The sequence below is a fragment of the Phycicoccus sp. DTK01 genome, from assembly GCF_017312765.1.
Classification (GTDB): domain Bacteria; phylum Actinomycetota; class Actinomycetes; order Actinomycetales; family Dermatophilaceae; genus Phycicoccus; species Phycicoccus jejuensis.
Genome location: NZ_BOPU01000004.1, coordinates 345,632 through 357,619, shown reverse-complemented (window position 1 = coordinate 357,619; position 11,988 = coordinate 345,632). Strand labels below are relative to the sequence as shown.

Genomic DNA, 11,988 nt, shown 5'->3' with positions numbered 1-11,988 from the left:
TTGGTCCCGGCGGAGTCCATCGTCTAACCTCGAGACATACCGAGCGCGCCCCCCGGGGTGCGACTCACCACGACGCGGGGTGGAGCAGCTCGGTAGCTCGCCGGGCTCATAACCCGGAGGTCGCAGGTTCAAATCCTGCCCCCGCTACCACGAATGACATCGGCCCCGACCGGCGACAGCCGGTCGGGGCCGATGTCATGGGCGGGATGCGAGCGCGGGTCCGCCGGCACGGACGGCCCCACGACCACGGCCGAGCCGGGATGATCGGGGGACGACCCCACCCACCAGGGACCGCCGACGCTCCCTCCGCCCGCGCGGGCACGCCCCACCCGCGCCCAGCCCCAGGAGACCTCCGCCGTGACCCCCAGCACGCCGCAGCCCCGGCATACCGACAGCGCCGAGCACGTTGACACCGACGTGACCACCCCCCTGAACCGCAAGCACCGGATCGTCGTCATCGGGTCGGGCTTCGGTGGCCTCTTCGGCACCCAGGCCCTCAGGCGCCGGGACGACGTCGAGATCACCCTCGTCGCGCGCACCGCGCACCACCTCTTCCAGCCGCTGCTCTACCAGGTGGCGACGGGGATCCTCTCCGAGGGCGAGATCGCCCCGAGCACCCGCGAGGTCCTGGCCAAGCAGAAGAACGCCCGGGTCATCCTCGGCGAGGTGACCGACGTCGACCTGACGGCGCGCACGGTCACCTCCGAGCTGCTCGGCACGACGACCGTCACGGAGTACGACTCGCTGCTCGTCGCGGCCGGCGCCGGCCAGTCCTGGTTCGGCCACGACGAGTTCGCCGAGTACGCGCCGGGCATGAAGTCGGTCGACGACGCGCTCGAGCTGCGCGGCCGCATCTTCGGCGCGTTCGAGCTCGCCGAGCTCGCGACGAGCGAGGAGGACGTGCGCCGCGCGCTCACCTTCGTCGTCGTCGGGGCCGGCCCGACCGGGGTCGAGATGGCGGGGCAGATCGCCGAGCTCGCGCGCCGGACGCTGCGCCACGACTTCCGCCGCATCGACCCGACCCAGGCGCACGTCATCCTCCTCGACGCGGCCGACACGATCCTGCCGAGCTTCGGCGAGCGCCTCGGGGGGGCGGCGCGCAAGCGGCTCCAGGAGCTCGGGGTCGACGTGCGCACCGGCGCGATGGTGACGGGTGTCGACGAGGACGGCCTCACGTACAAGGACCGCCAGGACCACGTGACGCGCATCGAGACGCTCACCAAGGTCTGGGCGGCCGGGGTGCAGGCCAGCCCACTCGGCAAGCAGCTGGCGGAGCAGTCCGGCGTCGAGCTCGACCGGGCCGGCCGGGTCAAGGTGCAGGACGACCTCACGCTGCCCGGCCACCCCGAGGTCTTCGTCGTCGGCGACATGATCGCGCTCAAGGACCTCCCCGGGGTCGCGCAGGTCGCCATCCAGGGCGCGCGCTTCGCCGCCAAGGAGATCGCGCACCGGCTCGACGGCAAGCCCTCGCAGGGCGAGTTCGAGTACTTCGACAAGGGCTCGATGGCCACCGTGTCGCGCTTCAGCGCCGTCGCCTCGATCGGCCGCCTGCGCTTCCACGGCTTCCTCGCGTGGCTGCTGTGGCTCGGGGTGCACCTCGTGTACATCATCGGCTTCAAGAACCGCATCACGACGCTGCTGCACTGGGCGGTCAGCTTCCTCGGCCGCGGCCGGGCGGAGCGGGTGGCCACGCACCAGCAGGTGTTCGGCCGGCGGGCCATGCTCCAGGTCGGCGACGAGCTGCGCTCCACCCCGAAGGACGAGCTGCGCGACGCGGGCTGAGCCCGCGTCCTGCCCGGGGCTGGGACGCGGGGGCGCCGCTGACCTAGGGTGACGGCCATGCCGCTCGACTACCCGGTGCACCGGCGCACGCTCCCGAACGGGCTGCGTGTCGTCGTCTCCCCGGACCACACCGTCCCGAACGTCACCGTCAACCTCTGGGTGGGTGTGGGCTCCCGCCACGAGCAGGCGGGCCGCACCGGGTTCGCGCACCTCTTCGAGCACCTGATGTTCCAGGGGTCGCGCAACGTCCGCAGCGGCGAGCACTTCGAGGCGCTCATGGCCGAGGGGGGCCGGCTCAACGCGACGACGTGGTTCGACCGGACCAACTACTTCGAGACGGTGCCCAAGGGCGCCCTCGAGCTCGCGCTCTGGCTCGAGGCGGACCGGCACGCCCACCTCCTCGACGCGCTGACCCAGGAGAACCTCGACAACCAGCGCGACGTCGTCAAGGAGGAGAAGCGCCAGCGGTACGACAACCAGCCGTACGGCACCGCGCTCATCGACGTCTACGCGACCGTCTTCCCCGAGGGGCACCCGTACCACCACCCGACGATCGGGTCGATGGAGGACCTCGACGCGGCCGGGCTCGAGGACGTGCACGCGTTCTTCCGCCGCTACTACGCGCCGGACAACACGGTGGTCACGCTGTGCGGCGACGTCGAGCCGGGGGAGGGGTTCGCCCTCGTCGAGCGCTACTTCGGCGGCATCGAGTCCCGGGCGGAGGAGCCCCGGCCCACCCTCGCGCAGCTCGAGCCGCTCACGGCCCCCGTCCGCGTCGAGCGGCGCGAGCAGGTGCCCAACGACCGCCTGCACGTCGCCTTCCGGCTGCCGGTCGACGGCACCGACGAGCTCGTCGCCGCCACCGTGGCGCTCGACTGCCTCGGCGGCCTGTCGACCTCGCGGCTCGTGCGCCGGCTGGTGCGGCGCGAGCAGAGCGCGGTCGGCGCCCACGCCACCGCGTGGGGGTTCGTCGACGGCGTCTCGCTCGGTTTCGTCGTCATCGACGCGGCCCCCGACGCCGACCCCACCGACCTCGAGGCGGCGCTCGTCGAGGAGCTGGAGCGCCTCGCGGCCGACGGCCCGACCGAGGCCGAGCTCGAGGCGTCCATCGCCCAGTCCGAGCGGGCGTGGCTGTCGGCCCTGGCGTCGCAGGAGGAGCGGGCGGACCTCCTGAGCCGGTACGCGCTGCTCCACGACGACCCCGAGATCGTCAACACCCACCTCGACCGGGTCCGCGCCGTGACGGCCGAGCGCGTCGTCGAGGTGACCCGTCGCTGGCTGCGTCCCGAGAGCCGGGCGGTGGTCGCCTACCTCGACGCCTCCGGCGACGCCGACGCGACGGAGGCGGTCGCGTGAGCACCCGCCCGGCCGTCCTCGACCCCGAGCCCTGGGTCTTCCCCGCGGCGCAGGAGCACCTCCTGCCCAACGGGGTCCGCCTGCTCCTGCACGACCTGCCCGGCCAGTACGTCCTCTCCCTGCGCGTCGTCGTCCCGGGCTCCCTCGCCGACGAGCCGGAGGGGCTCGAGGGCATCTCGTCGATGACCGCGCGGCTGCTCGACGAGGGGACCGCCGAGCACGGCCCCGAGGAGTTCGCCGAGCTGATGGAGCGGCACGGGATGGCGCTCGGCGCCGGTGTCTCGGACGGCGGCCTCCTCGTCGACGTCGACGTCCCGCAGGCGCACCTGCCGACGGCGGCCCGGCTGCTGACCGAGGCGCTCGCGCACCCGGTCTTCCCCGAGGCGGAGGTGCGGCGCATCCTGCGTGGGCGCCTCGCCGAGATCGAGCAGGAACGGGCCTCGGCCGCGCACCGTGCGGCACGGGAGGTGGCCGCGACTCTGTGGGACCCGCGGGACCGGGCCTCGCGCCCGGCCGCCGGCACCGTGGAGTCGATAGGCCGGATCACCCGCGAGGCCGTCGTGGAGCACCACGCCCGGCGCGTCGGCCCCCAGGACGCCACCGTCGTCCTCGCCGGCGACCTCACCGGCACCGACGCCCTCGAGGTGCTCACCGCGACCCTCGGCGCGTGGGACGCCCCGCGCCACGAGCCGGGCAGCCGGCCGGTCGCCCCGCGGCCGGCCGCCGACCGGGCGCGGGTCGTGGTCGTCGACCGGCCGGGCTCGGTCCAGACCGAGATCGCCGTGTCCTGCCCGGGCCCGGACCGCTCGACGCCGCACGGCTGGGCGCCCCACCCGGTGCTCGCGTTCGTCGTCGGCGGCTCCCCGAACGCGCGCCTCGACGCCGTGCTGCGCGAGGAGAAGGGATACACCTACGGGGTCCGCGCCTCCTTCCGGCCCCGGGTCGCGGGCGGCTCGTTCGTCACGTCCGGGTCGGTGCGCTCGGAGGTGACGGGGGAGGCGCTCGAGCTGCTCCTCGGCATCCTCACCGACGCCCGGGAGGGGTTCACCCCGGCCGAGCTGCGCTCCGGTGTGGACTTCGTCGGCAAGACCGCCCCGGGCCGGTACGCCACCGCCGACGCGGTCGCCGACGAGACCGCCGCCCTCGCGCTGGAGGGGCTGCCGCTCGACTTCACGACGCGCAACCTGGCGGCGCTGCGCGAGCTGGGCGTCGAGGACCTCGACACCGCCTATCGCCGCGTGGCGACGGGGGAGTGGACCGTCGTCCTCGTCGGCGACGCCGCGAGCATCGTGCCGGCTCTCGAGGGCCGGGTGCCCGTCCCGGTGACGACGGTTGCCCGCTGACGCCGGGACCACCTCGCTCGTCGTCGGCTCGCCGGTCGGCGCGCTCGAGCTCGTCGCGGACGGTGACGCCCTCGTCGCGGTCCGGTTCGACGCCGAGGGGCCGGTGGACGACGGAGCCCCCCGCGTCCACCCCGTCCTCGCGGCCGCCCGCCGGCAGCTGGCCGAGTACTTCGCCGGGGAGCGCACCCGGTTCGACCTGCCGCTGCGCCCGGACGGCACGGACTTCCGGCGGCGGGTGTGGGGCGAGCTGGCGCTCGTGCCGTGGGGCACGACGACCACCTACGGGGCGCTCGCGGCCCGGCTCGGCCTGCCGCCGGGCGCGTCCCGGGCCGTGGGGGCCGCCAACGGCGCCAACCCGCTGCCCGTGCTCCTGCCGTGCCACCGCGTCGTCGGCAGCGACGGCACGCTGACCGGCTACGCCGGCGGGCTGCAGCGCAAGGCCTTCCTCCTGCACCTCGAGGGCGTCGCCACCGAGGCCGACCAGGGCTCGCTCTTCGAGCCCTAGCGGGAGAGGCGGGCCAGCACCTCGTCGTGGAGCAGGCCGTTCGTGGCCACGGCGTTGCCCCCGAACGGGCCGTCGACCCCGTCGAGCGAGGTGAAGCGACCGCCGGCCTCCGTGACGACCGGGACGAGGGCGGCCATGTCGTACGTCGAGAGCTCGGGCTCGGCGGCGATGTCGACCGCCCCCTCGGCGACGAGCATGTAGGACCAGAAGTCGCCGTACGCCCGCTCGCGCCAGCAGGCGCGCGCGAGGTCGAGCATCGGGTCGAGGCGGCCGACCGCCTCCCAGGAGGTCGTGCTCGAGATCGACAGGGAGGCGTCGTCGAGCGTCGAGACGCCCGAGACCCGCAGCCGCCGGGCGCTCGTCAGGCTCCGGCCGGACCACGCGCCGGTGCCCTGCGAGGCCCACCAGCGACGACCGAGCGCCGGCGCCGCCACGAGGCCGACGACCGGGACGCCGTGGTCGACGAGGGAGATGAGGGTCGCCCACACCGGGACGCCCCGGACGAAGTTGTGCGTGCCGTCGATCGGGTCGACGACCCACTGCCGGGGGCTGGCGCCGGTGTCGGGCATCTCCTCGCCGATGACGGCGTCCCGCGGGCGGGTGCGTTTCAGCTGGGCCCGGAGCAGCTCCTCGGCCGCGCGGTCCGCGTCGCTGACGAGCGTGAGGTCGGGCTTGGTCTCGACGTGGAGGTCCTCGGCGCGGAAGCGCTCCATCGTCAGCCGCTCGACGGCGTCGGCGAGGACGTGGGCGAGGCGGAGGTCGTCGTCGTAGCCCGGCACGCGGCTCAACCTACCCCGCGGCCGCCCGCGGCCGAAGATCTTCCGGCGTGCGGCACGGCGCGGTCGCACTTCGGTCACAATCGGGTCTCGGTGCGCCACGGAACTTCCCTCTGTGGAGGTTCTGGTCTTTAGTGGTGCGGGCACGCCGGAGGGCGTTGTCAGGGAGATGCACCCGACCGGGGCATCCTCACGGAGAAGCCCACCCGACCTCGGGTGGCACCACGTCACAGGAGGACATCCATGCGAGGAACTGCTCGCACGGTCGCCGTTGCGGCCATGTCCGCCGTTGCTCTGCTCGCTGCCGGTTGTGGCAGCGGGGACAGCGGCGGCGACCAGAGCTCGGCGGCCGGCGGCAAGACGGGCGGCGAGATCACCGTCCGCGGCTGCAACCCGCAGAACCCTCTCGTCCCGAGCAACACGACCGAGACCTGCGGTGGCAACGTCATCGACGCCATCTTCTCGAAGCTCGTGCACTACAACGCGGAGACGGCCAAGCCGGAGAACGACCTCGCGGAGTCCATCGACACGACGGACAACCAGAACTTCACGATCAAGCTCAAGCAGGGTCGCAAGTTCCACGACGGCACCGAGATCAAGGCCAAGAACTTCGTCGACGCCTGGAACTACGCCGCCTACGCGCCCAACGGCCAGTCCTCGGGCTACTTCATGGAGCCCATCGAGGGCTACGGCGACCTCCAGTGCACCGGCACCGGTGACGACCCCTGCGCCGGTGACGGCAAGGCCAAGGTCGACAAGCTGACCGGCCTCAACGTCGTCGACGACTACACCTTCACGATCAAGACGACCGAGAAGGTCTCGAACCTCCCGGTCCGCCTGGGCTACTCGGCGTTCTCGCCGCTCCCGGACGCCTTCTTCTCGGACCCCAAGGCCTTCGGCGACAAGCCGATCGGTTCGGGCCCGTACAAGCTGGACGCCTGGAACAAGGAGCAGTCGATCGTCCTGTCCAAGTTCGCCGACTACACCGGTGACTTCGGCGGCAAGGTCGACAAGATCACCTTCAAGATCTACACGGAGTCCGACGCCGCGTACAACGACGTCATCGCCAGCAACCTGGACATCACGGACGAGATCCCGACCAGCGCGCTGATCGACGACAAGTACAAGCAGGACCTCCCCGACCGCAACGCGCAGAAGGAGACCGGCGTCATCCAGACGGTCACCTTCGCGCCCACCAAGGTCGACCCGAACTACGCGGACCCGAAGATCCGTCAGGCGATCTCCATGGCGATCGACCGCGACACGATCATCAAGCAGATCTTCAACAACACCCGCGTCCCCGCCACCGGCTGGGTCTCCCCGGTCGTCGACGGCTACAAGGCCGACCAGTGCGGTGAGTACTGCACCTACGACCCGACCAAGGCCAAGGCCCTCCTCCAGGAGGCCGGCGGCTTCAAGGGCGACAAGATCACCCTGTCCTACAACGCGGACGCCGCGCACAAGGACTGGACCGAGGCCACCTGCAACAGCATCAAGCAGGCCCTGGGTGTCGACTGCGTCGCCACCGGTGTCGTCGACTTCGCGACCTTCCGCACGCAGATCGCGGAGCGCAAGATGAAGGGCATGTTCCGCACCGGCTGGCAGATGGACTACCCGTCGATCGAGAACTTCCTCGCCCCGATCTTCAAGACCGGCGCGTCGTCCAACGACGGTGACTACTCCAACCCGGAGTTCGACAAGCTGCTGACCCAGGCGGCCGCGTCGACCGACGAGGCCGAGGCCAACAGCCTGTACCAGCAGGCCGAGGCGCTCCTCGCGCAGGACATGCCGGCCATCCCGATGTGGTACGGCAAGACCACGATGGGCTGGTCCGACAAGGTCACCGGCGTGAAGATCACCGCCTTCGGCACGATCGACTTCTCGTCGGTCGCCCTGAAGTGACGGACGGGACCTCCTGAGGTCCCGACCCCCACAGTCGTCGGCCTGTCAGCAGCAGCTGGCAGGCCGACGGCCGTGTCCGGGCAGAGCAGGCGGGAAAGGCCGGGTCCCCTGCTACCGATGCCCGCATGCATGGTCTAGGTTCAACCCGGTAATCCACCCCGACGCCCCTCGCCCGACCCCCGGCGACGCGTCCCGAAACCCCAAGGAGGTGACGTGGGCACCTACATCGTCCGGCGGATCCTGCAGATGATCCCCGTGATCCTGGGAGCTACGTTCCTCATCTTCGCGATGGTCTTCGCCCTACCCGGCGACCCCGTCGCGGGCAAGTGCGGTGAGCGCCCCTGCTCGGCGGCCTACCGCGCGGCCTTCATCGAGAAGTACAACCTCGACGACCCCCTGCCCATCCAGTACGGCAAGTACGTCGTCAACCTCGCCAAGGGCGACCTCGGCACGACCGCGAGCGACACCCCGGTCGCCGACCAGCTCAAGCTGCGCGTGCCGGTCACGGCCAAGCTCGCGCTCATGGCGGTCGCGTTCGAGGCGCTGGTCGGCATCCTGGCCGGCGTGCTGACAGGCATCCGCAAGGGCGGGTTCCTCGACAACCTCGTGCTCGTCTCGACCGTCGTGCTCATCTCGATCCCGATCTTCGTCATCGGCAACGTCGCCCAGCTCTACCTCGGGGTGAAGTTCGGGCTGTTCCCGGTCACGGTGACCTCGAGCAACCCCACGTTCTACGAGCTGCTGCTGCCCGCGCTGGTCCTCGGCTCGCTGTCGGTCGCCTACGTCGCGCGCCTCATGCGGACCAACCTCGTCGAGAACCTGCGCTCGGACTACGTCCGCACCGCGATCTCCAAGGGTCTGACCAAGCGCCGGGCCTACGGCCTGCACGCGCTGCGCAACTCGCTCATCCCCGTCGTCACCTTCATCGGGTTCGACTTCGGGGCCCTCCTCGGCGGCGCCGTCGTCACCGAGGGCATCTTCAACATCCCCGGCGTCGGCGGCTACATCTTCCGCGCGATCCGGGTGCGGGACGGCGCCTCGGTCGTCGGCTCGGTGACCTTCCTCGTGATCGTCTACCTCGTCGTCAACCTGCTCGTCGACCTGTTGTACGGACTGCTCGACCCGAGGATCAGCCATGACTGAGGCCGCCGTCTCCGAAGCCCCCACGTCCACCCCCGAGGGCGGCGACTCCGCTCCCGCCCGATCGCTCGCCTCGGACGCCTGGCGCACGATGCGCAGCAACCCGCTGTTCTGGGTCTCGTCCGTGCTCATCGTGATCTTCACGCTGATGGCGATCTTCCCGAGCCTGTTCACGAGCACCAACCCGACCGAGGCGATCCTGCGGGACGCCCGCGTGCGGCCCAACGCCGACGCCTGGTTCGGCCGCGACATCCAGGGCTACGACATCTACGCCCGCTGCATCTACGGGGCGCGCGCGTCGATCCTCGTCGGCCTCCTGACGACCGTCTTCACGACGCTCGTCGGTGGCATCGTCGGTGTCTTCGCCGGCTACGTGGGCGGCTGGACCGACACGATCCTCTCGCGGCTCGGTGACGTCTTCTTCGCCATCCCGCTGCTGCTCGGTGCGGTCATCGTGCTCGTCACGCTGCCGGCCACGGACAACTACTTCTACATCGTCCTCAAGGTCGTGCTGGCGCTCGTCGTCCTCGGCTGGCCGAGCATGGCGCGCCTCATGCGCTCCAGCGTCATCCAGGTCAAGCCGAACGACTACGTGCAGGCGGCGCGGGCCCTGGGCGCGAGCCCGTGGCGCGTCGTGCGCTCGCACATCGTCCCCAACGCCCTCGCGCCGATGATCGTCGTCGCGACGATCAACCTCGGGGCGTACATCTCGGCGGAGGCGACGCTGTCCTACCTGGGCATCGGCCTGCAGCCGCCGACCGTCTCCTGGGGCGTCGACATCAGCGCCGCGGTCGTCGGCATGCGCACCACCCCGCACATGCTGTTCTTCCCCAGCCTGTTCCTGTCCCTCACGGTCCTCGCGTTCATCATGCTCGGTGACGTGGTCCGTGACGCCCTCGACCCGAAGAACCGGTGAGCGACACGATGAGCACCGCGACCGACACCAAGCCCTCGGGGCACACCTACACCCCCAAGGACGGCGTCCTCCTGGAGGTCGACGACCTGTTCGTCGAGTTCCACACCCGCGACGGGGTGGCCACGGCCATCAACGGCGTCTCGTTCGAGCTGCGCCAGGGCGAGTCGCTCGCCATCCTCGGTGAGTCCGGCTCCGGCAAGTCCGTCACCGCGCAGGCGATCATGGGCATCCTCGACATGCCGCCGGCGGTCATCCCGCAGGGCCACATCCGCTACTGCGGCGAGGACCTGCTGACGATGCCGGAGGAGCAGCGGCGCAAGACCCGCGGACCGGAGATCTCGATGATCTTCCAGGACGCGCTCTCGTCGCTCAACCCCGTCTTCCCCGTGGGCTGGCAGATCGCCGAGATGTTCCGCGTCCACCGCGGGATGAACAAGAGCGACGCGCTCGAGCAGGCCGTCCGCCTCATGGAGCGGGTGCAGATCCCGGCCGCCCGCGACCGGGTCAAGGCCTACCCGCACCAGTTCTCCGGCGGCATGCGCCAGCGCATCATGATCGCGATGGCCATCGCGCTCGACCCGGCGGTGCTCATCGCCGACGAGCCGACGACCGCCCTCGACGTCACCGTCCAGGCGCAGATCATGGCGCTCCTCGAGGAGCTGCAGGAGGAGCGCCAGATGGGGCTCATCCTCATCACCCACGACCTCGGTGTGGTCGCCGACGTCGCGGACCGGATCGCGGTCATGTACTCGGGCCGGCTCGTCGAGAAGGCCGAGGTCCTCGACCTCTACGCCTCCCCGGGTCACCCGTACACGCGCGGCCTGCTCGAGTCGATCCCGCGCCTGGACCAGAAGGGCCAGACCCTCGCGGCGATCGGCGGCCTGCCGCCGAACCTCATGAACATCCCGCCGGGGTGCCCCTTCAACCCGCGCTGCCGGATGGCGCAGGACATCTGCCGCACCGACCGCCCCGCCCTGCGCGAGGTCGCCCCCGGCCGGCTGTCCGCCTGCCACTTCGCCGAGGAGGTCATCGATGCCTGAGGTCGTCCTCAGCGCCAACAACCTGGTCAAGCACTACCCGATCAAGAAGGGTGTGCTGCGCCGCACCGTCGGCCACGTCAAGGCCGTCGACGGGGTCAGCTTCGACCTGCACAAGGGCGAGACGCTCGGCATCGTCGGCGAGTCCGGCTGTGGCAAGTCCACGCTCGGCCGCCTGCTCATGCGCCTCGAGGAGCCGACTGCCGGCACCGTGCAGTTCGAGGGGCAGGACTGGTCCGGGGCCTCGGCCCGCGAGACCCGTCGGCTGCGCCGCAACATCCAGATCGTCTTCCAGGACCCGTACACGTCGCTCAACCCGCGGATGACGGTCGGCGACATCATCGGCGAGCCGCTCGAGATCCACCCCGACGTCGTCCCCAAGGGCGGTCGCCGGCAGCGGGTCCAGGAGCTGCTCGACCTCGTCGGGCTCAACCCGGAGCACATCAACCGCTACCCGCACCAGTTCTCCGGCGGTCAGCGCCAGCGCATCGGGATCGCGCGCGGCATCGCGCTCAACCCCAAGGTGCTCATCTGCGACGAGCCGGTCTCCGCGCTCGACGTGTCGGTGCAGGCGCAGGTCGTCAACCTCATGGAGAAGCTGCAGGACGAGCTCGGCCTGGCGTACGTGTTCATCGCGCACGACCTGTCCGTCGTCCGGCACATCTCGGACCGCGTCGGGGTCATGTACCTCGGGCGGATGGCCGAGCTCGGCGAGGAGGACGAGGTGTACTCGCGTCCGACGCACCCGTACACCCAGGCCCTGCTCTCGGCCGTGCCGGTGCCCGACCCGACCCTGCGCGGCAAGCGCGAGCAGATCGTCCTCGTCGGCGACGTGCCCTCGCCGGCCAACCCGCCGTCGGGGTGCCGCTTCCACACCCGGTGCTGGAAGGCGCAGGACGTCTGCAGCCAGGAGGAGCCCCAGCTCGAGATGCGCCAGGACGGCGCCGGCGGCCACCTCTCGGCGTGCCACTTCGCCGAGCCGCGGCTCGTCGTCGAGACGGTCGACGTCAGCGACCTCGAGCCCGACGAGCGGTTCGTCAGCAGCAGCACCGACGACCTCGACGACGTGGGTTCCGGTCTCGGACAGGACGACTCGCTCGCGCCGGACGACCGCTCGACGGTCGAGCGGTCGAGCGTGTCCGACCCGCAGGCCCCGGCCGACACCAGCCGCGTCGTCCAGGACACGGACGACCAGCAGCGCTGACGCGCGCGGCGCGTCACCCGTGACGGC

10 protein-coding genes and 1 tRNA gene are annotated in these 11,988 nt (G+C 71.3%); 10 read left to right on the top strand and 1 reads right to left on the bottom strand.

Features of this window, described 5'->3' with window-relative positions:
- The first annotated feature begins 73 nt into the window (after positions 1–73).
- The 5 genes from J3473_RS11735 to J3473_RS11715 all read left to right on the top strand — a co-directional run bounded on the left by J3473_RS11735 (position 74) and on the right by J3473_RS11715 (position 4,986).
- A tRNA-Met gene (locus J3473_RS11735) sits at positions 74–150 on the top strand.
- Between the two features lie 267 nt (positions 151–417).
- Complete coding sequence (locus J3473_RS11730; protein ID WP_207023586.1) at positions 418–1,782, top strand: NAD(P)/FAD-dependent oxidoreductase; 1,365 nt, start codon at positions 418–420, stop codon at positions 1,780–1,782.
- 57 nt (positions 1,783–1,839) lie between these two features.
- The gene (locus J3473_RS11725) at positions 1,840–3,138 is read left to right on the top strand and encodes a pitrilysin family protein (protein ID WP_207023583.1); all 1,299 of its coding nucleotides are present in this window, start codon (positions 1,840–1,842) and stop codon (positions 3,136–3,138) included.
- Complete coding sequence (locus tag J3473_RS11720; RefSeq protein ID WP_207023581.1) at positions 3,135–4,481, top strand: pitrilysin family protein; 1,347 nt, start codon at positions 3,135–3,137, stop codon at positions 4,479–4,481. Before J3473_RS11725 ends, J3473_RS11720 begins: the two co-directional genes overlap by 4 nt.
- A complete protein-coding gene (locus J3473_RS11715; protein WP_207023578.1) occupies positions 4,471–4,986 on the top strand; it encodes a methylated-DNA--[protein]-cysteine S-methyltransferase in 516 nt (171 codons plus the stop codon). Before J3473_RS11720 ends, J3473_RS11715 begins: the two co-directional genes overlap by 11 nt.
- Here the strand turns inward: J3473_RS11715 and hisN are convergent.
- Positions 4,983–5,774, bottom strand: a complete 792-nt coding sequence (gene hisN, locus J3473_RS11710) for a histidinol-phosphatase (protein ID WP_030527740.1) — start codon at positions 5,772–5,774, stop codon at positions 4,983–4,985. The two genes, J3473_RS11715 and hisN, sit on opposite strands and share 4 nt — an antisense overlap.
- A gap of 267 nt (positions 5,775–6,041) precedes the next feature.
- Between hisN and J3473_RS11705 the strand changes: the two genes are divergently transcribed.
- The 5 genes from J3473_RS11705 to J3473_RS11685 all read left to right on the top strand — a co-directional run bounded on the left by J3473_RS11705 (position 6,042) and on the right by J3473_RS11685 (position 11,961).
- Positions 6,042–7,664, top strand: coding sequence for an ABC transporter substrate-binding protein (locus tag J3473_RS11705; protein WP_242525826.1), 1,623 nt, complete (start codon positions 6,042–6,044; stop codon positions 7,662–7,664).
- Between the two features lie 213 nt (positions 7,665–7,877).
- A complete protein-coding gene (locus J3473_RS11700) occupies positions 7,878–8,807 on the top strand; it encodes an ABC transporter permease (RefSeq protein ID WP_207023571.1) in 930 nt (309 codons plus the stop codon).
- A complete protein-coding gene (locus tag J3473_RS11695) occupies positions 8,800–9,720 on the top strand; it encodes an ABC transporter permease (RefSeq protein ID WP_030527743.1) in 921 nt (306 codons plus the stop codon). The genes J3473_RS11700 and J3473_RS11695 overlap by 8 nt, the downstream gene beginning before the upstream one ends.
- A gap of 8 nt (positions 9,721–9,728) precedes the next feature.
- Positions 9,729–10,760 carry an ABC transporter ATP-binding protein gene (locus tag J3473_RS11690; RefSeq protein ID WP_207023568.1) on the top strand — a complete coding sequence of 344 codons (1,032 nt, stop codon included), beginning with the start codon at positions 9,729–9,731 and terminating at the stop codon, positions 10,758–10,760.
- Positions 10,753–11,961 (top strand): ABC transporter ATP-binding protein, encoded by a 1,209-nt coding sequence (locus tag J3473_RS11685; protein WP_207023565.1) that lies wholly within the window; start codon positions 10,753–10,755, stop codon positions 11,959–11,961. Before J3473_RS11690 ends, J3473_RS11685 begins: the two co-directional genes overlap by 8 nt.
- Positions 11,962–11,988 lie beyond the last annotated feature (27 nt).

Excerpts from the sequence above, each read along its gene's own strand:
- J3473_RS11695 (WP_030527743.1), top strand. The coding sequence starts at position 8,800 with ATGACTGAGGCCGCCGTCTCCGAAGCCCCCACGTCCACCCCCGAGGGC.
- J3473_RS11685 (WP_207023565.1), top strand. The coding sequence starts at position 10,753 with ATGCCTGAGGTCGTCCTCAGCGCCAACAACCTGGTCAAGCACTACCCG.
- J3473_RS11725 (WP_207023583.1), top strand. The coding sequence starts at position 1,840 with ATGCCGCTCGACTACCCGGTGCACCGGCGCACGCTCCCGAACGGGCTG.
- J3473_RS11705 (WP_242525826.1), top strand. The coding sequence starts at position 6,042 with ATGTCCGCCGTTGCTCTGCTCGCTGCCGGTTGTGGCAGCGGGGACAGC.
- J3473_RS11690 (WP_207023568.1), top strand. The coding sequence starts at position 9,729 with ATGAGCACCGCGACCGACACCAAGCCCTCGGGGCACACCTACACCCCC.